The sequence below is a fragment of the Flavobacterium adiutor genome (genome assembly GCF_048282555.1).
In the GTDB taxonomy this organism is placed as follows: Bacteria; Bacteroidota; Bacteroidia; order Flavobacteriales; family Flavobacteriaceae; genus Flavobacterium.
Genome location: NZ_CP182487.1, coordinates 3,410,068 through 3,434,561 on the forward strand (window position 1 = coordinate 3,410,068; position 24,494 = coordinate 3,434,561).

The following is a 24,494-nucleotide window of genomic DNA, read 5'->3' on the forward strand; positions in this document are numbered from 1 at the left end:
CGATAATACTGACAATTATTTAAATTCCGTCCAGATAAAACCACTCTCCGTTTTCAAATTTAAAAGTTGAAAACTCATGATGAATTTGCGGTTTTTGATTTTCATCCAAAAAATAAGCATTGAACTCCACCTTATTTTCTGTGTAAAATAAAATTTCGAGTTGTTGCCACATATTACTTGTTGCCCATTTCAAAATTTCGGCTTTTGAATAATACTTCCTTTCAGAAATATAAGTGGTTTCTAAGAGATAATCTGCGTTTTGAGTGGCATAAGCCGAATATCTGGATCGCATTAAAGCCAGAGCTGTTGGCGCTTTTTGATTATTTTGAAGATATAATCCGCAGCATTTCTCAAAAGGCAATCCTGTATCACAGAAACACGTTTTATTCTCCATCAACTGGTTCTTCTCCATTAATTTTTACATGAAGCTGATTCAGTAACACCTGATAACGGGTTATTTCACGCACTTCTTCATCTTCTTCAGCAAAATCAATCATTTCATCCAGAACTTCACTTACTTCAAGCAGTTTGTTATTAGCTTCTCTGTTATTTTCTGCAGCAATCAGATCAATAATTTCCTGTACACTTGCCTTTAACGTTTCAAATTTATTACTCATTTTATCTTTTGTTTCAGGTTTCAAGTTTCAGGTTTTACATCATCACGTTAACTTGTAACATCAAACCTGGAACTTGAAACTATTTTTATTACTCTTCGTTTTTATTTTCGTTAAACTTCTTTACAATTTCTTTCAGCCTTTCTTTGCGTGCCAATTCAGCTTGTTTTGCTTTTACCTGGGTTTTGTGCAATTTGTCATTATGCTTTTTGATATTTCGTTCGTTATTGCGCCCCATTATATTTCTCTTTTAATTTGTTCTAAACTTTTCTCCGTATAAATTAATTCGTTGATAAGCTGTTTTCGCAGATCATCAATATCGTCATGATCAAAATATTTTGCCCACGAAGTCAATTTCTGAAGATTCCTTACTTGTTTTAATCTTTTTGCTGTTTCAAAACTAGTCCTTAAAATTGCTTTACGATCATATTCCGGATTATTCTTGTGTTCATAATTCGCAAGATTGTTTTCGAAATCTGCTTTAAGGTAATACAATTTCTCTTCGGCATTATCGGGATAAAATTCTTCCCATTTTGCAAAACCTATTTTCATTTTAGATTCCGTTTCAGGATTCCGGGCTATCAAACGCCATTTACTATTAGCCAGTCTTCCCCAATGATTCGAAACACGATACATTCCTTCTTCAGTGTAATAGTATGTACTTCCAGCTTTACTTTCGAATTGCTTTTTCAAACCTTCAATTTGACTTGGAAGCACTTCACTAAAAACACAAAATGTATTTTTGAAGGAATTCGGATGTGGCTTAAAATTTTTCTGCATATGCAAATATACTCAGATTGTCACGAACTCCCTAAAACCAACCTAAATTGATTACCTTTGCCTTTTAATTTTCAAAATAAAAAATCATGTCTAAAGATCAACAACAAAAAATGCCCCAAAAAGGAGTTTTTACAGGTATTATCGAAAAAGATGAAAACAATAATTATTTCTGCGGTGTATATCTCTTAGACTATAAAATGGTTCAGGCAAAATTTAAAGAAGGTGACTGGATTACAATAAAATCTGTTATTGAAAATCCAAGCGATATGAGCTATAAACAATATCCTAAAAAATCAAGAAATTTCGACAAAGCAAACCATAAGCCCGAATAATACTGTTTCAGGTTTCATGGTTTGTTTGTTTCATGGTTTGCCTTTCAGAATGTTTTTTTTTAAACACTATCTGTGATTAAACGAACTAAACACTATCTGTTAATGTTTTAATAAAGTAACTTTCCTGAATATTTTTTACATCAAAACTAAAAAGTTAAAAAAAAGTGTACCTTTGCAAAAAATTTGTCGATTTGAACTAATTAATATCGATTTCAAACTAATAGACAAGTAGTTCCCTTTTATTTATGAAAAAAATAGTTGAATACCGTAAGTTACTAAACGTAGAGAAAACTGTAGAGCTAAAAGATTTAAAAACCATTTATCGTAATGCGATGAAAGAAGCTCATCCTGACAAATTTCAGGGAGATGATGCTGGTTTAAAAGCTGCAGAGGAAAAAAGCAAAACGATCATTGAAGCTTACCATTTTTTAGTAAGCATCCATCCAGATACCATTAAGCTTAACTTACCTGAGTACACAGAAACAATTACTACTTGTACTATTACAGATTTCAAATTTGTAGAAGGTCGTTTAATTATTGATTTCTCTAACGGAAGTGTTTACGAATACATTAGCGTACCTAAAGCTACTTATGTAAAAATGGTAAACGCTGATTCTCCTGCCAGATTTGCAAAAAGACACATTTTGAACTCTTTTACATGGAGAAAGAAAACAAATCAGGAATAAAATTCCATTATATATTATTTTAAAAGCATTCTGATGACAGAATGCTTTTTTTATGCTCAAAAGCACCAAATTGTTTAATATGATTCTGAATAGTGAAGGCGTTATTTATTTTATCAGGCTTTAAAACCCACTAAACACCTAACTACAAACCTTTTAAAATAAAACAAACTATAACAAAATTTTAGGCAGTAAAATTATTGATGTTCTATATTTTTAAATACTTTTGTTGCGCAAATCAATTAACTAATTAATTTTTTATAATGAAAAAAATATTTTTTTTACTTACCGCTTCTGCAGCGATAATTTCTTGCAGCAAAGTTAAAGATGGAGAATACCTTATTACAGGAACTGCAAAAGGAATTGAGAATGGAAAAACAATAATCCTTCAAGGTCAGGATCCAACCACAATGGCTACTTTGCCACTTGATACAGTAAAAGTTGAAAATGGAAAATTTGAAATAAAAGGAAAAGTTACTGAACCAGCTTTTCATACCTTAATTGTTCAGGATGTACAAGGTATGGTGCCATTTATCCTGGAAACCGGTGAAATTAAAATTGAGGTGGATAAAGATAGTATTCATAAGTCAAAAATTTCAGGTACTTACAGTAATGATGAGTACGTAAAATTCAATGAAGATCTTACAAAAGTTCAAAAAAGACTAATGGATTTTCAGAAAAAAAATACTCAGGCTATGCAGACTGCTCAACAAAAACAAGACACAGCAGTTATAAATAGTCTGATGAAACAGTATATGACTATCCAGACTGATGTTCAGGCTGAATCTAAGAAGAAATACACAGCTTATGCTGAAACACACCCAAAATCTTTTATTTCAGTTTTAATTGTCCAAAGTCTAATCAATGATCCAGGCTCTGATTTCAAAAAAACAGAAGGTCTATACAACTCTTTAGACGAGTCTTTAAAAAATACTAAGCCAGGAAAAGCAATTAAAGAAAAAATTGGGCAAATGAAAATGCCTGCAGTAGGTGCATCAGCTCCTCCTGTTGGCAGCGCTAAATGAAGGTCAGATTTTTCAGCTCCTAATCCACAAGGCAAAACAGTATCGCTTAAAGAAAGCTTAGGAAAAGTAACAATTGTAGATTTTTGGGCTTCATGGTGTGGACCATGCAGAAAGGAAAATCCTAATGTGGTAGCCATTTACAAAGAACTTCATTCAAAAGGATTAAACATCATTGGTGTTTCACTTGATAAAGAATCATCAGCCTGGAAAGAAGCCATTGCAAAAGACAATTTAACCTGGACACACGTTTCCAACTTAAAATTCTGGGATGAACCAATTGCAAAACAATACGGCGTTGAATCTATCCCCGCAACCTTTATACTTGATTCATCAGGTAAGATCGTTGCACAAGACTTAAGAGGTCCTGAATTAAGAGCAAAAGTTTTAGAGCTTTTAGCAAAATAGATAAAATACTATAAACAAAAAAACTCCAGATTTTCATCTGGAGTTTTTTTTGTTTATACTTAAAAAGTAATTTTAATTACTTTACTTTACAAATTCAATTTTTTGAGCTTCTTCTTCGTTAACGCTATCAAAGAACCCTTGTTCATTCATCCAGTCATCGCTAAATACTTTGCTCATGTAACGAGAACCATGATCAGGGAATATCGCAATAATATTACTATCTTTAGTAAACTCCCCTTCTTCTGCATATTGTTTAATCGCCTGCATCACTGCACCTGAAGTATAACCAACAAACAATCCTTCTTTACGTGTAATTTCCCTTGCAGTATGAGCACTCTCTTCATCCGTTACTTTCATAAACTTATCGATAATATCAAAATCTGTTGCTGAAGGAATTAAATTCTTACCTAAACCTTCAATACGGTACGGGTAAATTTCTTTAGTATCAAATTCTCTTGTCTCGTGATATTTTTTCAAAACCGATCCAAAAGCATCAACTCCTAAGATTTTAATATTTGGATTTTGCTCTTTTAAGAATTTAGCAGTTCCTGAGATTGTTCCTCCTGTTCCACTACAAGCAACTAAGTGTGTAATCTGACCTTTGGTTTGCTGCCAGATTTCAGGTCCGGTAGTATTATAGTGTGCATCAATATTTAGCTGGTTGAAATATTGATTAATATAAACAGAACCTTTTGTCTCTTCATGCAAACGTTTTGCAACGTTATAATAGGATCTTTCATCATCTGCCGAAACGTGAGCAGGGCAAACATATACTTTTGCTCCTAAACTCCTCAACATATCAATTTTATCTTTGGATGATTTTGAACTTACTGCCAATATGCAGTTGTAGCCTTTTATAATGCTTACCATAGCCAAACTAAAACCTGTATTACCAGATGTTGTTTCAATTATGGTATCACCTGGAGACAAAATCCCTCTTCTTTCCGCTTCTTCAAGGATATACAATGCTATTCTATCTTTTGACGAATGTCCCGGATTAAAAGCTTCTACCTTTGCGTAGAAATTCCCTTCTAACCCTTCGGTGACTTTATTTAGCTTAATAAGGGGGGTGTTCCCTATTAACTCTAAAACATTATTATAAGCATTTATTTCTTCTTTCATAAAAAAATAGTTAATCAGGGGAATTTTTTTGATAACCCCGATAGGTTGCAAATTTAACAAAAAATTTCTAATTAGCTTTGAATTTTCTCTAAATCTAATAAAAAACTAAATTCCCTTGCCAAGTCTTTTAGAGCCTGAAAACGGCCTGAAGCCCCACCATGACCAGCATCCATGTTAGTATCCAGAAACAGTAGATTATCGTTTGTTTTTAGATTTCTAAGTTTTGCCACCCACTTTGCAGGTTCCCAGTACTGAACCTGAGAATCATGCAATCCGGTAGAAACATACATATTAGGATATTTTTGCTCTTTTACATTATCATATGGCGAATACGATAACATATAATCATAATATTTTTTATTGTTCGGGTTGCCCCATTCGTCATATTCCCCTGTTGTTAATGGAATACTATCATCAAGCATCGTTGTCACAACATCTACAAAAGGAACCTGAGCAATAACTCCGTTATACAATTCCGGAGCCTCATTTACGATAACCCCCATCAAAAGTCCTCCAGCAGACCCTCCTTCTGCATACAAATGTTTCGCAGAGGTATATTTCTCGTTTATCACAAATTTAGAGCAATCGATGAAATCTGTAAAGGTATTTTTCTTTTTTAACAGTTTCCCATCTTCATACCATTGTCTTCCTAAATCTTCACCTCCTCTTACATGAGCAATTGCATACACAAATCCGCGGTCAAGTAAAGAAAGCCTTGTTGACGAAAAATAGGCTTCCATTGTAATCCCATAAGATCCATATGCATAAAGCAGCAACGGATTTTTGCCATCTTTCTCCAATCCTTTACGATAAACCATCGAAATTGGAATTTCCACACCATCTCTGGCAGTTGCCCAGACTCTTTCTTCTATGTAATTATTTTTATCAAATTTCCCTCCTAAAACCTCTTGTTCTTTTAAGATTTCTTTGGTTTTAGTTTTCATATTAAAATCAATTACAGATGATGGTGTTGCCAGTGATTGGTAGCTATAACGTAAAACATCTGTATCAAAATCAATATTAGTTGTGGTATAAGCATTATAGGTTTCACTACCAAACGGCAAATAATAATCAGGATCTCCATTCCAGGGTATGATCCGGATATGATTTAATCCGTTTGAACGTTCCTCAACGACTAAGTAATTTTTGAATATTTCAATATCTTCCAGCAAAACATCCTCACGATGTGGAATAAGATCTTTCCAGAATTTTTTCTCGGTTCTGTTTTCAGGCGTTTTCATCAACTTAAAATTCGTTGCCTTGTCTTTATTCGTCAAAATATAAAACGAATCTTCATAATGAGAGATACTATATTCTAAACCACGAACACGGGTCTGAAACACTTCAAATTCCCCATCGGGAGTATCCGAATTTAAAATTCTGTATTCAGTCGTTAAAGTACTACCTGAACCAATAACAATATATTTTCTGGATTTTTCTTTGCTTACCGAAACATTAAATGTGTCATCGGTTTCATTAAAAACCAAAACATCTGTTGCGGAATCTGAACTTAATTTATGTCTAAAAACTTTATCCGATCGCAAAGTAACCTCATCTTGTCTGACATAGAAAATAGTATTGTTATCATTTGCCCAAACTGATTCTCCGGTTACATTTTCGATTTTCTCTGGCAGGATCTCCCCGGTTTCCAAATTTTTAATCTGAATGGTATAAATTCTTCTTCCTACAATATCAACACTAAAACTGGCAAATTTATTATCCGGACTTACACTTAATCCTCCTAGTTTAAAATACGCATGACCTTTTGCTAATTCGTTGCAATTGAACATAATCTCTTCTTCTGCAGAAAGACTTCCTTTTTTTCTTGAGAAAATTGGGTAATCCTGTCCTGTTTCAAAACGGGTAATATAATAATAACCATTATAAAAGTAAGGAACAGAGGAATCATCTTCTTTAATTCTTGCTTTCATTTCCTCATACAAAGATTCCTGTAAATCTTTCGTATGGGCAGTCATTTTTCGATAATAATCGTTTTCTTTATTCAGATAATCAATAACTTCAGGATTCTCCCTGTCATTTAGCCAGAAATAATTATCGACACGTGTTTCTTTATGTTTTTTTAATGACTTCGGAATTTCTTTTGCTTTTGGAACTACTATATCTTTTTGCATTTATTTAATTAGGCATTAGTTTTAATAAGAAGAGACAAAAATAGCACAATCATAAGAGAAGCGAAATTAATTTTTTCATAAAAAAATCTATTGTTTTCATATAGCAATATACTAATTTTGTATGAAATAATTTAAAAATCAAACAAAAAATGGATTTAATGGGAATGATGGGTAAACTTAAGGAGACCCAGCAAAAAATTGAAGACACAAAAAAGCGTCTGGATACTGTTTTAATTGATGAACAAAGTGCTGACGGATTGTTGAAAATCACTATTACAGCCAGCCGAGAAATAAAGACTGTTTCTATTGATGATTCATTGCTTGAAGACAAGGAACAATTGGAAGATTATTTAATTGTAACCCTAAACAAAGCTATCGAAAAAGCAACACGTATAAACGAGCAAGAACTTGATGCAGTAGCAAAAATGGATATGCCTATGATTCCGGGAATGGATAATCTTTTTAAGTAATATTAAGTTATGAGTTAAAAGTTTATGAGTTAGAAGTTTTGAATCACTTAAACCTTTAACGAATAACTTTTAACTTTTTTCTAAAACTTCTGAAGCGTATCCATCACATAAGTATGCATAACTTCTTTATAATCCAAATGGGTTACAATTCGAAGTTTATTGTTTCCCATTGAACTTATTAAAATATTTTTCTGTTTTAATTTCTCTATTAAAAGCTGATCACTGTAACCTTCCGCCAATGAAAAAATCAAAATATTGGTTTCCACAGGCTCAATAGCAGCCACCCATGGCTTTGTTTTTAAAACTGATGCAATTTCCTTAGCTCTTCGATGATCTTCGGCCATTCGCTCAATATTGTGTGCTAAAGCATACAATCCTCCGGCTGCTAAATAGCCAACCTGACGCATTCCGCCCCCGAGTATCTTTCTGATTCTTAACGCCCTGTGAATATCTGCTTTGGTACCCAGCAAAATAGAACCTATTGGAGCCCCTAACCCTTTTGACAAACAAACTGAAATAGTATCGAAAATAGCTCCAAATTCTTTCGGATTTTGTCTTTTAGCGACCAAGGCATTCCAAATTCTGGCGCCATCCAAATGAAACTTCAAATTATTGGCATCACAAACTTTTTTTATCTCTCTTAAATCCTCTAATTCATAGCAGGCACCGCCCCCTTTATTCGTAGTATTTTCTACACAAACCAAAGTCGTTAACGGACTGTGATAAAATTCGGGATCATTTATAGCTGCAGCGACCTGAGCAGCATTTATCATACCACGATCTCCATCCAGCAAACAGCATGATACGCCACTATTGAAAGAAACGCCGCCACCCTCATAGTTATAAATATGTGCATATTTATCAGCAATTAATTGTTCTCCGGGCTGAGTATGCAGTTTAATAGCGGTTTGATTCGCCATAGTTCCTGAAGGAAAAAAAAGTCCAGCTTCCATTCCAAAAAACTCAGCCACCCTGGTTTCTAATTCGATAACCGTCGGATCTTGTCTGTATACATCGTCGCCTACATGAGCGTTAAACATATACTGCAGCATTTCGTATGAAGGTTTGGTAATGGTATCGCTAATTAAATTTATTTCCATATTCTAAAAACTATATCTTATTTTTGTACAGCAAAATTACGTATTACTGTTAGTTATTAACTGCGAGATTTAATAATTTTTAACTTGTACCAAATTAAACGTAATATTTGTAAAAAACATATAAAACTATTAATTAATTTATGACAACAGCCGAACAAGTAAAAGGTATTGTGGAGCGCCTTGGTGCGTTGAGGAGGTATCTTTGACGTTGATGCCAAGCTAATCGAAATTGCAAACGAAGAAGAAAAAACTTTTGCTCCTGATTTTTGGAACAAACCAAAAGAAGCAGAAATGATTGTAAAAAATCTTCGAAACAAGAAAAAATGGATTGAAGATTACAACAAAGCAGTCGAACTTACAGATGAACTCCAGCTTGCTTATGATTTTTATAAAGAAGGAGAACTTTCTGTTGAAGAGCTTGATGAAAATTACAACGCAACCCAGCTGCACATTGAAAACATCGAATTCAAAAACATGCTTTCTGACGAAGGTGACAGTTTAAGTGCCGTCGTACAGATTACAGCCGGAGCCGGTGGAACTGAAAGTTGTGACTGGGCCGGAATGCTGATGCGTATGTACATGATGTGGGGCGAAAGTTATGGTTATAAAATAAAAGAACTGAACTTTCAGGAAGGTGATGTTGCCGGTATCAAAACCGTAACGTTAGAATTTGAAGGTGATTATTCTTTTGGTTATCTAAAAGGAGAAAACGGCGTACATCGCTTAGTCCGAATTTCACCTTTTGACAGTAATGCCAAACGTCATACATCATTTGTATCTGTTTATGTTTATCCGCTTGTTGATGACAGTATCGAAATTGACATTAATCCTGCCGATATCGAAATTACTACATCCCGCTCAAGTGGTGCCGGAGGACAAAATGTTAACAAGGTTGAAACCAAAGTTCAATTGGTTCACAAACCAACCGGAATTCAGATTCAGTGTTCTGAAACCAGATCTCAGCAAGATAACAGACAGCGTGCTATGCAAATGCTTCGTTCTCAATTGTATGAAATCGAATTAAAGAAACAGCAGGCACAACGCGCCGATATCGAAGCCGGGAAAATGAAAATCGAGTGGGGTTCGCAAATACGTAATTACGTTATGCAGCCTTATAAATTGGTAAAAGACGTTCGTACCGGCTATGAAACCAGTGATGTTGATGGCGTTATGAACGGAAATCTTGACCCCTTCCTTAAAGCATATTTAATGATGATGGGACAAAAAGAAGAAGAATAAATAGTATTTTAGTGTTCAGACTATAGTGTTCAGTGACAGGCTTACATTAACTTGAAACCTGAAACATTCAACTAAAAAGAAAAGTTATGATAAAATGGGCAGATGTAATTCATTTTACAAATAAAGGAAATCCAACTCCCGATAAAAGAGTGGAAAAAACGGAGGAAGAATGGAAACAATCATTGACTCAGGAAGAATTTCAGGTAACACGACTAAAAGGAACTGAAAGATCATTCAGTTCTGAAATGTGCAGTTTATTTGAACCTGGAATTTACGAATGTAAATGCTGTGGCACTTTGCTTTTTGATGCTTCTGAAAAATTTGAATCAGGAACTGGCTGGCCGTCTTTTACTCAGCCTGTCAAAGAAAATGCAATTGCCTATCATGCTGACAAATCATACGGAATGATTCGGGTTGAAGTAGTATGCAATACCTGCGACGCACATTTAGGTCATGTTTTTCCTGATGGTCCTCAACCAAGTGGTTTACGATATTGCATCAATGCTGTTTCCCTTACCAAAGTTAAAGAGTAACATTAAGAAATTACTACTAATGAAGCGATTCACCTAAAAAATGAATCGCTTTTTTGTTTTAAATTCATTCTTAAACGTCACAAATAAGATCAAAGATCTCTTTAGTAAAATATCATTTTAAAATTTAACTTGTTAATATTTCATTTGCAAAACGTTAATCATTAAAAAGATAAAAAAATCACTTGATTTTATTTATTGCTTGCAAAGTTTAAATAAAAACAAATTACCCTTTATTTCAAAAATAATCACATATAGACTTATAAACTTTCTAAAAGTAACACTCCGCTCCCATTAAAGAACAATCTTAACTATTAATTTAAAGAAAATTAATACAATAAAACACTGGGTTTACAATCTTTTTTAAAGAATTACAAATTAAAACATAGTTAATAATTGGTCAAAAATTTACCAATTTTAATATTTAAATGTTAAAAAAAATAATTTTAAATATTTAATTTAAATACATATTTAAAAAAACTTAAAAACAAGATTAGGTAATTCAAATGTAATTCATTTTATTTGGTAAAAAATTATCCCTAATCAATTTAATTCAATAAATGAAATCCTATTCAATTCAAGAAATCAACGAAGTTATAAATGGTGAAATTTACGGTAACACTTCTCAAATTATAACCGGAACTGAGCAATTAGAAAAAGCAACAACTTTTGAAATTTCTTTTATAGGAAATAAAAAATACGAAAAATTTTGGGAATCTTCAAAAGCCCCTGTAGCGGTTGTTAATGAAGATATTTCTATTGAACCAGGAGAGAATCGTGCTTTTATTAAAGTAAAAAATGCTGATCTCGCCATGTCACAAATTCTGGCACTTTTTGCTCCGCCAAGTCCGATATTTCATAATGAAGTTCACAGAACTGCTGTTATAGATGAGACAGCTGTTATTGGTAAAGGAAGTAAAATTGGAGCAGGATGTTATATTGGCCCAAAAGTAGAAATCGCTGCTAATGTTACGATTTATCCAAATGTTACTATTTTGGATGAATGCACAATCGGAAATAATACGATTATCTGGTCCGGAGCTGTAGTTCGCGAACGTTGTCATATAGGAAGTCATTGTATTATCCATCCAAATGCAACCATTGGTGCCGACGGTTTTGGATTCCGCCCATGCAAAGAGAAAGGCTTGGTAAAAATTCCACAAATTGGTAATGTAATTATTGGAAACGGAGTCGAAATTGGTGCAAATTCATGTGTTGACCGCGGAAAATTTAGTTCTACTGTGATTGGAGACGGATGTAAAATTGATAATTTAGTTCAAATTGGGCATAACAGTAACTTAGGCAAGTTTTGTATTATGGCCGGAAATAGCGGTTTAGCCGGTTCTGTAACTTTAGGTAATGGAGTTATTATTGGCGGAAGCGCTTCTATAAAAGATCATACTACTATTGGCGATGGTGCTATTGTTGGTGCCGGTTCAGGTGTTACCGGAGATATTCCTGCAGGAAAAACAATGCTGGGATATCCTGCCGTTGAAGCCCGTGATGCTTTAAAACAATGGGCCATTTTAAAAAGAATGGTTTGCGATTCTAAAAAATAATTTGATTGTATATTGATATAAAAACAGAAGCTGAAACTTCTGTTTTTTTGTTTCAACGCATTTATAATCCTTCAAAATTAACTTCTATTTTGTAAATTAGCCAACACTATTTTGTAAAATCAATATTATATCATGGATTTAAACTTCAATAAAAACGAAGATCACAATAAACTTTTACTTTCTGAATTAAAACAAAAATTTGCCAAAGTAAAATTAGGCGGGGGCGAAAAAAGAATTGAAAAATTGCACTCTGAAGGCAAAATGACAGCTCGCGAAAGAATTGCTTATTTATTGGATGAAAAGTCTAAAAGTATTGAAATTGGTGGTTTTGCAGGCGAAGGGATGTATACAGAACATGGTGGCTGTCCTTCGGGAGGCGTTGTTGTTAAAATAGGATACATCAAAGGAAAACAGTGTATTGTTGTCGCTAATGACGCAACAGTTAAAGCCGGAGCATGGTTTCCTATTACAGGTAAGAAAAATTTACGTGCGCAGGAAATTGCGATGGAAAACAGACTTCCTATTATTTATTTAGTAGATAGTGCGGGGGTTTATCTGCCCATGCAGGATGAAATTTTCCCTGATAAAGAACATTTTGGGCGCATTTTTAGAAACAATGCCCAAATGAGCAGCATGGGAATTACGCAGATTGCTGCTGTAATGGGAAGCTGTGTTGCCGGAGGAGCATACCTTCCTATCATGAGCGATGAAGCCTTGATTGTCGATAAAACAGGAAGTATTTTCCTTGCCGGAAGTTATCTCGTAAAAGCAGCAATTGGTGAAACCATAGACAATGAAACTTTAGGTGGGGCAACCACACACTGCGAAATTTCTGGCGTAACCGATTATAAGGCAAAAGACGACAAAGATGCCTTAGATAAAATCAAAAATATTGTAGATAAAATTGGCGACTACGATAAAGCTGGTTTTAGCAGAATCAAAACTGAAAAACCAGCTTTAGAACCAAATGATATTTACGGAATACTACCCAAATCACGTGCAGAACAGTACGATATGATGGAAATCATTAAACGTCTGGTTGACAATTCTGAATTTGAAGCTTATAAAGAAGGTTACGGACAATCTCTTATTACAGGCTATGCCCGAATTGACGGCTGGGCTGTTGGAATTATTGCAAATCAAAGGAAAGTCGTTAAAACCAAAAAAGGCGAAATGCAGTTTGGAGGCGTCATTTACTCGGATAGTGCTGACAAAGCGACGCGTTTTATTGCCAACTGTAATCAAAAGAAAATTCCATTAGTATTTCTACAGGATGTTACAGGTTTCATGGTCGGATCTAAATCTGAGCATGGCGGCATCATAAAAGACGGTGCTAAAATGGTCAATGCCGTTAGTAATTCTGTTGTACCAAAATTCACTGTTATTATCGGAAATTCATACGGAGCAGGAAATTATGCCATGTGCGGAAAAGCCTATGACCCAAGACTAATTTGTGCCTGGCCAAGCGCAGAACTGGCTGTAATGGGTGGAACTCAGGCTGCAAAGGTATTAGCGCAAATTGAGGCTTCTTCGCTTAAAGCGAAAGGAGAAATAGTTGATGAAACTAAAGAAACTGAGTTATTTAACAAAATAAAAGCACGTTACGACGAACAGACCTCCCCGTATTATGCAGCATCAAGATTATGGACAGATGCTATCATAGATCCGTTAGAAACGCGGACCTGGATTTCTATGGGAATCGAAGCTGCAAACCACGCTCCTATTCAAAAACCATTTAATTTAGGCGTTATTCAAGTCTGAATTTTTAAATTAACAAAATACGACCAATAAAAAATCAAAAACCTTATTTTCAGACACTTAAAACAAACATATCATTAAATTTTTGTAACTTAGTGTACAACTTTTAATTATGTAGTATCATGGAAAATGTAAAAAGTCTGAATAAGTGGGCTAATGCGCATACTTATTTACCATTGGATTTAGTACGTATTGTATTAGGCGTTTTTTTATTCATGAAAGGAATTTCATTTGTCACGAATGCCCAGTACCTGCATGATTTAATTTCTCCTGTTGATCAGTATGGTGGCGGCATGTTTCTTTTGCATTATATCGCTCCTGCCCACATGATCGGAGGAATAATGATTGTTTTTGGATTACTGACCCGTTGGGCAATTGCATCTCAGCTCCCTATATTATTTGGTGCCGTACTGGTAAATTTTATGGGACGCATGCACTCCGAAAGCCTGATTGTAGCAATAGCAATATTGTTACTTTGCATATTCTTCCTATTTTATGGAGGAGGAAAACATTCAGCCGATTATTACTTCAAAATGCAGCAATAACTGACATTATCCTCAACTCATAAAAGTTGAGGATAACTTTTAAGAAGTAATTAGCAATTTAAATTTCGTTAATTGTGTTTTATGAATTAAATTCGCCTCCATGAATTGGATTCGTAAGACCGTTATTTTTGTTACCCTTCTGATCATGGGATTTTTTGCTGCTCAGGCAAAACAGATTAGTGTACAAAAAACCGAAAGTCAAAAAACAGACACCAATTTTTCTAAAGATTATACCGATTCTCTGGCTTTTATACAGCCTCAGTCAAATTATCACTTTGCTGCCAATATCAAAACAAACTATACTACTGTAGTCAAATGGTTTCACTCATTATTGGCTGTTGTACCATATTATCTGGCAGTAAAATCAGCTTCAAACTTTTCAAACCAATTTTTTACACAGAGCAAAAAGGTCTTTCTGATGCTCTACCCCTTCCATTTTTTCTGGTAGTCAAATACATGAATTTAATCCGAAGAACTGATTCTTCTAAAAAATAAGCAGCTATTTATAAGCAGCTTACAATTCATTTATTCACCCAATCCGAAAAATCATGGAAACAAGTATAACCCTAATGGGAATTGTGATTGCAGTCATAGTCGCCATCCCAATCTATTTTTCAGCACGATCGAGCGCTGCGAACAAATCCAAAATCCTGAATATTAAAAAGAAATTCAATCCAACTCATCCGCAGGATTTTGATTTGACTGAATCTCAAAATAATAAAACACTCACTATAGATCAAAAACACCGAAAATTCATTTTGATGAATTTCAATCCCAATCAACAGGAATCAACTTATGTGGATTTAAAAAGTGTTTCTTCCTGTAAATTGGTTTTGACTACTGATGGGAATTCAGATACTATTATCAAAATCGATTTTGAATTTCAGGAAAAGGAAACATCTAAAAAAATTACCATACCCTTCTATGATTTTGATGATGACCGCATCAAACAAATAAGCGTTTACCAGGATCATCAGTTTGCAAAAAAATGGCTTAAAATCATCCAGGATTCTATTTCACGTTAGTTATTTAATTCAGAAAAGAGGCTCGTAATGAGTCTCTTTTTATTTAGGCTTAACATGATATTTATCATTTTTATCTTTCCTGTGACGAAGTAATTTTGGTCTTCTAAATGCTTTGTTATGGAAATTTCACTGATTCAGAAATACAATGTGCCCGGACCAAGATATACGAGCTATCCCACAGTTCCTTACTGGAATGAAATCGATTTTACCCAGCAAAAATGGATTGAATCGCTTCAAAAATCATTCACAGAAAGCAATTCAGAAAACGGAATAAGTTTGTATATCCATCTGCCTTTTTGCGAAAGCATGTGTACTTTTTGCGGCTGCAACAAACGAATTACAAAAAACCACGCTGTTGAAGAAAAATATATTCAGGCTGTCTTAAAAGAATGGCGTTTATATTGCAATCTACTTTCTGAAAGACCCATTATAAAAGAAATCCATCTGGGCGGCGGAACCCCTACTTTTTTCTCCGTAAATAATTTAGAAAATCTTATAAATGGCATTTTAAACTTATCCCATAAAGCCGAAAATTATGAATTCAGTTTCGAAGGTCATCCTAATAATACCACTTACGAACAGCTAAAAAAACTATATGATTTAGGCTTTCGCCGGTTAAGTTTTGGAGTTCAGGATTATGCTGAAAAAGTACAGAAAGCGATTCACCGTATTCAGCCGTTTCATAATGTGGCCAAAGTTACTTTTTGGGCAAAAGAAATTGGCTATACTTCTATCGGTCATGACATTATTTTCGGATTGCCTTTTCAGAAGATTGAAAATATCATTGATACTATTGAAAAAACGAATTCCTTAAAACCAGACCGACTCGCTTTTTACAGCTATGCTCATGTACCTTGGATTAAAGGAAACGGACAGCGTGGATTTAACGACGAAGACCTACCCAAAGATGCCGAAAAAAGAAAGCTATACGAAATTGGAAAAAAAATGCTTTCAAAATACGGTTATCATGAAATTGGCATGGATCACTTTGCTTTAACCTCTGACAGCCTGTATAAAGCGGCGCAGCATAAAACCCTGCATAGAAATTTTATGGGTTACAGTGCCTCGAAAACACAGCTAATGATTGGTTTAGGTGTTTCGTCTATTAGCGACAGCTGGTATAGTTTTGCTCAAAACACCAAAAGTCTTGAAGATTATTATCAATTATTAGAATGGAATCAGCTTCCGGTTATCAAAGGGCATATTTTAACAGATGAAGATTTAATTATAAGAAAACACATCCTGAATTTAACCTGTACCCTTGAAACTTCCTGGAACAATAAAGCCTTTTACTTTGAGGAACTGCCTTTTGTTTTATCGGATTTAAAAGAAATGGAAAAAGATCAGTTAATTATAATCGAAGAAGAAAAAATGAGCATTACAGAAGCCGGAAGACCCTTTGTGCGCAACATCTGTATGGCTTTTGATCTGCATTTAAAAAGAAAATTACCGGAAACGAATTTGTTTTCGATGACGGTTTAAAAGGAACAGTTATATTCATATTATTTGAATAGATATTGTATACGATTAGGATAATTAACTAAACGGAGATCTTAACAAAAACTCAAAACAAAGAAAAATTTTGTCAGTGGTAATCAAGGCGAAAAGGTAATTTAGAACGAAAAGATTGTATTTGAAAAAATATAAAACAAAAAAACTTCTTATATACACCTAAATTTGGGTAGATATCTTTCTGGTGCTCGTTTGTAACGAGTGCCTACATAAATTAAACGATAAATTGTAGCATTTGTAATCCGATCATTAAAACAAGAGTTCATTGAATTCATGTAAACAACTGTGTTGCAAACACTTTATTTAGTTTCAATGAGTAAACTGGTACTCGTTGCAAGCGAACACCAGATTGAAACCTTGATAATGACAGGAGTTTACAACAAGTTTTAAATCAGGCATTAAAAAAAGCAGAAATAACAAAGCCAGTTACCTTACATTGGTTAAGACATAGCTATGCAACGCATCTATTAGAAACCGGAAAAGATTTACGTTACATTCAGGAATTATTAGGTCACAATAGTAGCAAAACGACCAAAATCTATACACATGTAAGTACAAAAAGCATCCAGCAAATAAAAAGTCCTTTTGATGATTTGTAAGAAATAATAAATATATTTGAAAAAAAATAATACGAAACAAACCTTCGTATATACACCTAAATTTGGGTAGATATGCGAATGTTTGTATCGCATATAAACGAGTTACCTGCAAGCTGAAAATCCAGCCGCACATTTTAGCACATTTGGTTTTTGCCGACACTCATAGCCAATGCTAAAACCAAAAGAGCTAAAATTTTACCCACGCTTATAACAATACTCCGAATATTATTATTACATTTGACCAAATTAAGTCAAGTCTAAAAAAGGTACAATGACACTTGGGCAGAAAATTAGGGAATTAAGAGAGCAATCAGGGATGTTTCAGCGGGAATTAGCTTCTAAACTTGAGATTGGAGATGGATTTTTAAGCAAAGTTGAAAACAATCAAAAAACCCTAAAAAGAGAGCATCTTATTAAAATTAGTGAACTTTTTAATTGTCCCATTTCAGAATTAGAAGCATTATGGATTGGAACAAAATTATATGAAATAATAAAAGATGAACAGGAAGCATTAAATGCTTTAAAAGTAGCCGAACAAGAAATAAAATATAGAAAGCAATATGACATACTTTGATGAATTAAGGGAAATAACAAAAACAATTCCCGATACAATTGTTGATTTTTCAATACCAAGAGATAGGACTTCTCCTCCAACTCAAGCATCTTCAAATTTTATAACAAATAAGGAACAAGGAGATTGGGCAGAAGATTTAATTTTCAGAGCAATCAATGAAACATCAAAAAATTATGTTGCTGTTCGTTACGGGAAATCTGATGATTTAGTAGCGGGTGAAATTGGGTTTGATGAATTCTACACCGAATTTCAAGACGAATTAGACACAATAGGCAAACGACCGGATTTATTAGTTTTTAGAAAATCTGATTTTGATGAAAAATTAGGTCACGACATTAGCAAGCTTAAGCACTCACAAATTACTGATTATGTAAAAAAGGCAATTGCAGGATTGGAAATACGTTCAAGTGCTTTTTTAATTGATAAGTATGAGGGCGAAATGCAGGAAAGAACAAAATTCCATTTGGAGACTGCACTATCATTAAAAGACAAAATAATAAATGAGTTTTCAGATGTATTTGAGCATCCTAAAAAGAAAGCATATTTAGACATACTCAAAAGCATAAACGAAGAAACAATTAATGCAATTACTTTTCGCAGACCAAGTTGGAACTCAACTGAAAGACTACAAGAACTGACTCAATTATTCAAAGACTTAAAAGATAATATTAGCATCAGCCAAAAAAGAGACTATTTAAGTATAACACCAAAGGTTGAGGATATTAAAGTGGTTTATAAATGGGCTGAAACATTCAATGTACCTCATTATTATTTTCAAGTTTTCTTTGACAAGTCGTATGGAATCTCTTTTAAAAACATTCTTACACTTATTACCGATTCTGATAAAGAGGGAGAGCATTATGAAATAAGTAAAGACATTAAAAATCAAAACAAAACCACTATTAAGATAAACACCCGACACACAAATCAAGTTGCGTACAAAATATTGGAACCCGAACATAAAAGCGTTAGGAGAGAAATGGGTAGAGGTCGTTTACTATTCTATGTAAGTTTTGAAAAGGGAACAGCTTATTTAGACATTGATAGCTTAAAGGCATTATTAAACATATCAGATTTTTAAAATGGATTTAGAAAAAAAATATTCGAAAAATACAGACCTGGAACACAGAAAAAAGTTTGCTCAATTTTTCACACCCCAACCGATTGCTGATTTAATGTCGGATTGGTTGTTAGGAAATGAAAACTGCAAAACTATTCTTGAGCCAGCTTTTGGATTGGGTATTTTTTCAAGGACACTTCTTAATAAAAACAGTAACCTTAATATAAAAGGATTTGATATTGATGAAACCATTTTAAAAGAAGCTAAAACCCACTTTGAGTCTTTCAATAATGTTTCTTTAAATCTTGAAGATTATATGTTTAATGATTGGAAAAATAAATATGACGGTATTATCTGCAATCCGCCATATTTAAAGTTTCACGATTATGACAATAAACAAATTTTACAAGAAGTTGAAAGTAAATTAAAATTCAAGTTCAACGGATTTACCAATCTCTACACTCTTTTTCTTTTGAAGTCGGTTTTTCAGTTGAATAAAGAAGGTAGAGCTGCATACATAATTCCTTCGGAGTTTTTGAATTCTGACTACGGAAAATTAATAAAGGAATACCTTGTTAAAACAAAAACATTAAGACATTTATTCGTTATCGACTTTAAAGAAAATGTTTTTGATGATGCAATGACAACCGCATCTATTCTTCTTTTAGCCAATGATAATTATAATTCTGCAATACATATTTCAACTATTGATTCAAAATCAGATTTACAGCTAATCAAAAGTTATATTGATTCATATCCGAAAGGCAAAGGAGAGTTTTCATTTGCTCCAGAAGATTTAGACCCAACTATAAAATGGCGTAAATATTATCAAGTACAAAACTCAATTAATTATAATAACCTTGTTCCGTTTTCTACATACGCAAAAGTAGTTAGAGGCATTGCTACAGGTGCAAATGAATATTTCACATTTAAACCTTCAAAGGCAAAAGAGTTCAATATTCCAGAATCAAACCTATTGCCGTGTATTTGTAAAGCTAAAGACGTAAAAACTAATTTTTTTACCAGTGAAAATTTCAAAAATCTTATCAAAAAAGACGAACTAACTTACCTTTTTAATGGACAACAATCCAAAAGTGAAGAAGTTGAAAACTATATCAAAAAAGGAGAGCAAGAAGAAATAAACGAAAAGTTTTTGACCAAAAGTAGAAAGCCTTGGTATGCTTTAGAAAAACGTCCTCCTGCCCCTATTTGGGTTTCTGTATTTAATAGAAATGGTGTCAAGTTTATCAGAAATGAAGCAAACATTTCTAATCTTACTACTTTTCATTGTGTTTATCCAACAAATTCGGACTTGTTCTCTAAGGTAAGCATTGACCTTTTGTTTGCTTATCTATTAACCGATGTTTCTAAAGACATATTTAGTGATAACAGAAGAGAATATGGAAATGGGTTAAAGAAGTTTGAACCAAATGACTTGAACAAATCTAAAATGCTTGACTTATCAATCTTATCTCAATCGAAAGTTGAGGAAATTTTAGAATTGTATTCCAACTACAGACAAACAGAAAATGAAAAATACATAGCCGAAATTGATATGATATTACGAACTGAATATTCCAACGCTAAAAGTCATACACATTTGCAATTCGCACAAGCCAACGCTAAACCAAAAATTGCAAAAGAGTATGCCTTTACCAGCACCAACGAATAATAAAAGAAAAGCCAGCAGGTAACAGCAAGGGATTCGTTGCGTGCGAAGCACGAACAATGAAGCCCGTGTTGAACGAAACCGCTGAGATTCCGCTACTATGGGGTTTTCGATAAAGGAGTCAGAAGAATTTCAAGAGGATTTAGTGTCCTCTTTTTTTTTGAAGTGGTTTCAAAGATGGTTTTGTCGTGTTTTCCTTCACCTTAGTGCATAAATTCCTTTACCCGTAAAATTAACTTTCACGGGGAATTGGGTTTTGGCTACCGCCAAGATACCAAGCAGGTGGACCACGCTGGTCAAAAACTGCTATTGGGTGTAAATTACCTGTTTTGCAGCAGGGACATTTGGGCAAAAAAGGCTTCTTTTCTGCTTTTTCCAAGACCTTTACTTGGAGTTTTGCTTGCAAAAGCTCCTACATAAATTAAAAGATAAAATTGTAGCATTTGTAATACGGTTATTAAAACAAAAGCTTATTTATAAGCAACCAAGCATTCGTTGAAGCGAGCACCAGATTCAATGATTTGGCAAATCCGAAAAATGTCTCAAACCCTCTTTAATGCCAGAACGTTATGAGCCATTCTGTTAAAAATCCTCAAAACATCTCATTTTATACCATAGTTTGGTATATTTGAATAAAAATATTTGTCATGGCAAAAAACACATCAATATTACTAGGAGACCATTTTAATAATTTCATAAATAATGAGGTTTCATCTGGACGCTACAGTTCAGCAAGTGATGTAGTTAGATCAGCACTTAGATTATTAGAAGTTGAAGAAAACAAAACTAAGTGGTTGCAAAATGAACTTGAAATTGGAGAAAAAAGCGGATTTATCGAAAATTACGATCCGAAAAAACATCTCGAAGAAATCAAGAAAAAATATTTATGAAATATAGAATAACCGAAGCTGCTTATCGAGATTTAAATGATATTTGGCTTTATACATTTCAAGAATGGTCAGAAGTTCAAGCCACTAAATATTTCGAATCCATAATTGAAGAAATTGCACTTTTTAGCGAGAATCCTAGTAAGGCAAAGAAATTGGAAATGGCAAATTCAGAGTTTTATTATTTTCGTACATTCTCTCATTATATATTTTTCAAATATGGAGATTAGAAAATCGATATAATTAGAATACTCCACAAGATGATGGACTTCCCAAAACACTTGAAATAGAACGCCCCATAATTCCTCCTAATAACATCTCATCTAATGACAATCCGGACTCCGCTCTAGTGCTCGTTTGCAACGAGTTCCTACATAAATTAAAAAATAAATTGTAGCATTTGTAATGCGGTTATTAAAACAAAAGTTCATTATAAATTTGTAGGGAATTCATGTAAACAGCCGCGTTACAAACGCTTTATTTAGTTTCTATAACTAAACAGGTAATCGTTGTAAACGAGCCAGATTGAGCCACACAAAACAAGGAGCTGCATAGAAATTTCATGGGTTACAGTTCTTCGAAAACGCAACTTATGATTGGTTTAGGTGCTTCTTCTATTAGTGACAGCTGGTATAGTTTTGCCCAAAACACCAAAAGTCTTGAAGATTATTATCAATTATTGGAATGGGATCAGCTTCCTGTTATCAAAGGGCATGTTTTAACAGATGAAGATTTAATTATCAGAAAACATATCTTGAATTTGACTTGCGAACTGGAAACCTCCTGGAGTGATGAAAGCTTATATTTTAAAGAACTTCCTGCTGTTTTACTGGATTTAAAAGAAATAGAAAACGATGAATTGATTGTAATTGAAGATCACAAAATTAGCATTACTGAAGCCGGAAGACCATTTGTACGCAATATCAGTATGGCATTCGATTTACATTTAAAAAGAAAATCACCGGAAACCAATTTGTTTTCGATGACGGTTTAAACAGTGAACAAGATTATTTTATATTATTATAATTAGATATTTAATAAACATCAAATCAAAAAAAAGGTAAATTTACCTCTATTTTTTATTTTATTTAAAACATTTAACTATATTTGCGGTACATTTACCTCGACAAATACATGATAGACGATATTTTAAATAAAAGCTTTCAATATAATGGTCCATCTTTAGAAGATTTACTAAAAGAGAAACTTGAGGATTCTGGTTTGACTAAAACTCAATATGAAAAACTATCTGGAATGGAAAGAAGAAGTCTAGATGCTATTCTTGATAAAACTTCGAAACAAACCGATATTATCAAACTATTAAAACTTGCTGAATTTTTAGAAATAGATTTTAATCAAGCTTTAATTGTTTATTTTAAAGATAGACCTGTTGAGGAAATAAAAGAACTTCAATCCTCAATGGACATTACCTTTATAAATAAATTTTTTGACCTTAAAACTTTAACAAGTTTAGGTTTTATCGGTAAAAATGATTCATTAGAAATATTAAAAGAAAGAATTTGCAAATTCTTCGACATCAATAGCATTTATGAATACGATAGAGAATTAAATGAAGCATTTTACAGTAGAACAAAAAAATCATTCAGCGATAAAATGAAAGATTTTTGGATTAAATCAAGCTATAAATATTTTGAATTAATCGACAATCCTAATGAATACAACAGACAGAGCCTCATTGATTTAATTCCAAAAGTAAAACCTTATACACAAAATATTGAAACAGGTTTATTAACTGTTTTTCAAGCTTTATACAATATTGGAGTTACCATAGTTTTCCAACCTTCATTACCAAAAACTCAAATTCGTGGTGCGACATTCTTAATAAAAAACAAACCTTGTATTGTAATAACAGATTTCAATAAAAATTACGCAACAATTTGGTTTGCTCTCATTCACGAATTACATCACGTTTTATTTGACTTAGAAACAATTCAAAAAACAAACTATCATTTATCTGGAGAACCGGACTTATTTTTAATTCAAGAAGACAAAGCAAATGAATTTGCTTCAGAATACTTATTTTCATCAGAGAGAATGAGGTATATTGAAAAAATGATTCATAACAAGTTTATGGTAGAAAAATTTGCAAAGGAATGTCAAATTCATCCATGTATAATATATTCTCAGTATCAATGGCGACAATCTGAGAAAGGAAATGATTATTGGGGAGCTTTTAAAGAACATTTTCCTAACATAAAAGGTATCACAAAAAAACTAAATGCTTCAAATTGGGATATAGAGTCAATAAAGGAAAACGCCTTAAAAATAAAAGAATTATTAACTGTATAAATTATCGAAATGAGCGATAAAAATATTGACAACAACAAGATTGAAAGAATACTTTCCAAAGAAGATTTGGAAAGATTAGAAATATTACAGAAGTCAGAAGAAATTAAAGGTGAACAGCTTATCATAAATCTTGATTCTGAAATTGTAATTGAAAACCAAGCTGAACTGCTTCTTGGTCAAAGAATTGACGATCCTGTACAAAAATTCCAACTATATTATCATGGACTCACAAAACTCTTAAAAGACTCTTTGCCAAAGGGTAAAGAATTTGAAGATGTAAGAAGAATAGTTTATGACGAAAAAAATATCCTTATAAACAGAGGTGCAAAAAAGGACGAAAAAGGAATTAGAGGAAGTGATGGAAGAATGGCTTATGTAGAAGATTTAGAAGAAGCAATCAAAATAGTGGCTGATTGGACAAGCAGAAAAGGAACCGCTGCTGAACTTTTTATTGCATTTTGGGACAAAAATGAAGAACTAGGATATGGCCATCAAGACTAAATAAAAGCAACAGATAGTATAATGGATTATGCTATTGACTTAATAAAAGATGATATTTTATTC

Annotated in this window: 27 protein-coding genes and 3 pseudogenes; 22 read left to right on the forward strand and 8 right to left on the reverse strand. The window is 33.3% G+C overall.

Annotation, left to right across the window (positions count from 1 at the left end; all coding sequences use genetic code 11):
* Positions 1–19: 19 nt before the first annotated feature.
* The 4 genes from ACNC7R_RS14400 to ACNC7R_RS14415 form a co-directional block, all read right to left on the reverse strand.
* On the reverse strand, positions 20–412 hold the full coding sequence (locus ACNC7R_RS14400) for a YchJ family protein (RefSeq protein WP_417941762.1): 393 nt from the start codon (positions 410–412) through the stop codon (positions 20–22).
* A complete protein-coding gene (locus ACNC7R_RS14405) occupies positions 384–617 on the reverse strand; it encodes a hypothetical protein (RefSeq protein ID WP_417941763.1) in 234 nt (77 codons plus the stop codon). Before ACNC7R_RS14405 ends, ACNC7R_RS14400 begins: the two co-directional genes overlap by 29 nt.
* A gap of 88 nt (positions 618–705) precedes the next feature.
* The gene (locus ACNC7R_RS14410; protein ID WP_278009350.1) at positions 706–852 is read right to left on the reverse strand and encodes a hypothetical protein; all 147 of its coding nucleotides are present in this window, start codon (positions 850–852) and stop codon (positions 706–708) included.
* Entirely contained in the window at positions 852–1,394 is a 543-nt protein-coding gene (locus ACNC7R_RS14415) for a hypothetical protein (protein WP_417941764.1), read from the reverse strand. The genes ACNC7R_RS14410 and ACNC7R_RS14415 overlap by 1 nt, the downstream gene beginning before the upstream one ends.
* Positions 1,395–1,480: 86 nt before the next feature.
* On the opposite strand from ACNC7R_RS14415, the gene ACNC7R_RS14420 reads away from it, so the two are divergent.
* The 4 genes and pseudogenes from ACNC7R_RS14420 to ACNC7R_RS14435 all read left to right on the forward strand — a co-directional run.
* Positions 1,481–1,726 (forward strand): hypothetical protein, encoded by a 246-nt coding sequence (locus tag ACNC7R_RS14420; protein ID WP_417941765.1) that lies wholly within the window; start codon positions 1,481–1,483, stop codon positions 1,724–1,726.
* A 245-nt stretch (positions 1,727–1,971) separates the two neighbouring features.
* A complete protein-coding gene (locus tag ACNC7R_RS14425) occupies positions 1,972–2,412 on the forward strand; it encodes a KTSC domain-containing protein (protein WP_417941766.1) in 441 nt (146 codons plus the stop codon).
* Between the two features lie 260 nt (positions 2,413–2,672).
* Entirely contained in the window at positions 2,673–3,434 is a 762-nt protein-coding gene (locus tag ACNC7R_RS14430) for a DUF4369 domain-containing protein (RefSeq protein WP_417941767.1), read from the forward strand.
* 18 nt (positions 3,435–3,452) lie between these two features.
* A pseudogene (locus ACNC7R_RS14435) lies at positions 3,453–3,839 on the forward strand (peroxiredoxin family protein); the annotation flags it as partial.
* 81 nt (positions 3,840–3,920) lie between these two features.
* Here ACNC7R_RS14435 and ACNC7R_RS14440 read toward each other — a convergent pair.
* Together ACNC7R_RS14440 and ACNC7R_RS14445 are read right to left on the reverse strand one after the other, a co-directional pair.
* Positions 3,921–4,961 (reverse strand): PLP-dependent cysteine synthase family protein, encoded by a 1,041-nt coding sequence (locus ACNC7R_RS14440; RefSeq protein ID WP_417941768.1) that lies wholly within the window; start codon positions 4,959–4,961, stop codon positions 3,921–3,923.
* 71 nt (positions 4,962–5,032) lie between these two features.
* Positions 5,033–7,093 (reverse strand): S9 family peptidase, encoded by a 2,061-nt coding sequence (locus ACNC7R_RS14445; protein ID WP_417941769.1) that lies wholly within the window; start codon positions 7,091–7,093, stop codon positions 5,033–5,035.
* A gap of 149 nt (positions 7,094–7,242) precedes the next feature.
* On the opposite strand from ACNC7R_RS14445, the gene ACNC7R_RS14450 reads away from it, so the two are divergent.
* Positions 7,243–7,563: a YbaB/EbfC family nucleoid-associated protein gene (locus tag ACNC7R_RS14450; RefSeq protein ID WP_417941770.1), complete on the forward strand. Its 321-nt coding sequence runs from the start codon at positions 7,243–7,245 to the stop codon at positions 7,561–7,563.
* Between the two features lie 80 nt (positions 7,564–7,643).
* Here the strand turns inward: ACNC7R_RS14450 and ACNC7R_RS14455 are convergent, their stop codons facing one another.
* Positions 7,644–8,663: a threonine aldolase family protein gene (locus ACNC7R_RS14455; protein ID WP_417941771.1), complete on the reverse strand. Its 1,020-nt coding sequence runs from the start codon at positions 8,661–8,663 to the stop codon at positions 7,644–7,646.
* A 140-nt stretch (positions 8,664–8,803) separates the two neighbouring features.
* Here ACNC7R_RS14455 and prfB point away from each other — a divergent pair.
* From prfB to ACNC7R_RS14515, 12 genes and pseudogenes are all read left to right on the forward strand, one after another.
* A protein-coding gene (prfB, locus tag ACNC7R_RS14460; RefSeq protein ID WP_417941772.1) for a peptide chain release factor 2 occupies positions 8,804–9,902 on the forward strand; the annotation gives its coding sequence in 2 pieces (ribosomal slippage) (positions 8,804–8,866 and positions 8,868–9,902; 1,098 coding nt in all).
* Positions 9,903–9,988: 86 nt separating this feature from the next.
* A complete protein-coding gene (msrB, locus tag ACNC7R_RS14465; RefSeq protein ID WP_417941773.1) occupies positions 9,989–10,435 on the forward strand; it encodes a peptide-methionine (R)-S-oxide reductase MsrB in 447 nt (148 codons plus the stop codon).
* Positions 10,436–10,992: 557 nt separating this feature from the next.
* Positions 10,993–11,991 (forward strand): UDP-3-O-(3-hydroxymyristoyl)glucosamine N-acyltransferase, encoded by a 999-nt coding sequence (gene lpxD / locus ACNC7R_RS14470; protein ID WP_417941774.1) that lies wholly within the window; start codon positions 10,993–10,995, stop codon positions 11,989–11,991.
* A gap of 132 nt (positions 11,992–12,123) precedes the next feature.
* Positions 12,124–13,752 carry an acyl-CoA carboxylase subunit beta gene (locus tag ACNC7R_RS14475; protein ID WP_417941775.1) on the forward strand — a complete coding sequence of 543 codons (1,629 nt, stop codon included), beginning with the start codon at positions 12,124–12,126 and terminating at the stop codon, positions 13,750–13,752.
* A 119-nt stretch (positions 13,753–13,871) separates the two neighbouring features.
* Positions 13,872–14,294 (forward strand): DoxX family protein, encoded by a 423-nt coding sequence (locus ACNC7R_RS14480; protein WP_417941776.1) that lies wholly within the window; start codon positions 13,872–13,874, stop codon positions 14,292–14,294.
* A gap of 100 nt (positions 14,295–14,394) precedes the next feature.
* Positions 14,395–14,742, forward strand: a complete 348-nt coding sequence (locus ACNC7R_RS14485; RefSeq protein ID WP_417941777.1) for a hypothetical protein — start codon at positions 14,395–14,397, stop codon at positions 14,740–14,742.
* Between the two features lie 100 nt (positions 14,743–14,842).
* On the forward strand, positions 14,843–15,319 hold the full coding sequence (locus ACNC7R_RS14490; RefSeq protein ID WP_417941778.1) for a hypothetical protein: 477 nt from the start codon (positions 14,843–14,845) through the stop codon (positions 15,317–15,319).
* A gap of 117 nt (positions 15,320–15,436) precedes the next feature.
* Entirely contained in the window at positions 15,437–16,801 is a 1,365-nt protein-coding gene (gene hemN, locus ACNC7R_RS14495) for an oxygen-independent coproporphyrinogen III oxidase (protein WP_417941779.1), read from the forward strand.
* A 401-nt stretch (positions 16,802–17,202) separates the two neighbouring features.
* Positions 17,203–17,430 (forward strand): annotated as a pseudogene (locus tag ACNC7R_RS14500) (tyrosine-type recombinase/integrase); the annotation flags it as partial.
* Between the two features lie 271 nt (positions 17,431–17,701).
* Positions 17,702–18,004, forward strand: coding sequence for a helix-turn-helix domain-containing protein (locus ACNC7R_RS14505; protein WP_417941780.1), 303 nt, complete (start codon positions 17,702–17,704; stop codon positions 18,002–18,004).
* Positions 17,991–19,085 (forward strand): AccI family restriction endonuclease, encoded by a 1,095-nt coding sequence (locus ACNC7R_RS14510; RefSeq protein ID WP_417941781.1) that lies wholly within the window; start codon positions 17,991–17,993, stop codon positions 19,083–19,085. The genes ACNC7R_RS14505 and ACNC7R_RS14510 overlap by 14 nt, the downstream gene beginning before the upstream one ends.
* Position 19,086: 1 nt before the next feature.
* Positions 19,087–20,736 (forward strand): HsdM family class I SAM-dependent methyltransferase, encoded by a 1,650-nt coding sequence (locus ACNC7R_RS14515; RefSeq protein WP_417941783.1) that lies wholly within the window; start codon positions 19,087–19,089, stop codon positions 20,734–20,736.
* A 317-nt stretch (positions 20,737–21,053) separates the two neighbouring features.
* Here the strand turns inward: ACNC7R_RS14515 and ACNC7R_RS14520 are convergent, their stop codons facing one another.
* Positions 21,054–21,176 (reverse strand): hypothetical protein, encoded by a 123-nt coding sequence (locus ACNC7R_RS14520; protein WP_417941784.1) that lies wholly within the window; start codon positions 21,174–21,176, stop codon positions 21,054–21,056.
* A 204-nt stretch (positions 21,177–21,380) separates the two neighbouring features.
* Between ACNC7R_RS14520 and ACNC7R_RS14525 the strand changes: the two genes are divergently transcribed.
* The 5 genes and pseudogenes from ACNC7R_RS14525 to ACNC7R_RS14545 all read left to right on the forward strand — a co-directional run bounded on the left by ACNC7R_RS14525 (position 21,381) and on the right by ACNC7R_RS14545 (position 24,431).
* Positions 21,381–21,623 (forward strand): type II toxin-antitoxin system ParD family antitoxin, encoded by a 243-nt coding sequence (locus ACNC7R_RS14525; protein ID WP_417941785.1) that lies wholly within the window; start codon positions 21,381–21,383, stop codon positions 21,621–21,623.
* On the forward strand, positions 21,620–21,850 hold the full coding sequence (locus ACNC7R_RS14530) for a type II toxin-antitoxin system RelE/ParE family toxin (RefSeq protein WP_417941786.1): 231 nt from the start codon (positions 21,620–21,622) through the stop codon (positions 21,848–21,850). The genes ACNC7R_RS14525 and ACNC7R_RS14530 overlap by 4 nt, the downstream gene beginning before the upstream one ends.
* A 299-nt stretch (positions 21,851–22,149) precedes the next feature.
* Positions 22,150–22,614, forward strand: a pseudogene (locus tag ACNC7R_RS14535) (coproporphyrinogen III oxidase); the annotation flags it as partial.
* Between the two features lie 140 nt (positions 22,615–22,754).
* Positions 22,755–23,930 carry an ImmA/IrrE family metallo-endopeptidase gene (locus tag ACNC7R_RS14540; RefSeq protein WP_417941787.1) on the forward strand — a complete coding sequence of 392 codons (1,176 nt, stop codon included), beginning with the start codon at positions 22,755–22,757 and terminating at the stop codon, positions 23,928–23,930.
* 9 nt (positions 23,931–23,939) lie between these two features.
* Positions 23,940–24,431, forward strand: a complete 492-nt coding sequence (locus ACNC7R_RS14545; RefSeq protein WP_417941788.1) for a hypothetical protein — start codon at positions 23,940–23,942, stop codon at positions 24,429–24,431.
* Positions 24,432–24,494: the final 63 nt, after the last annotated feature.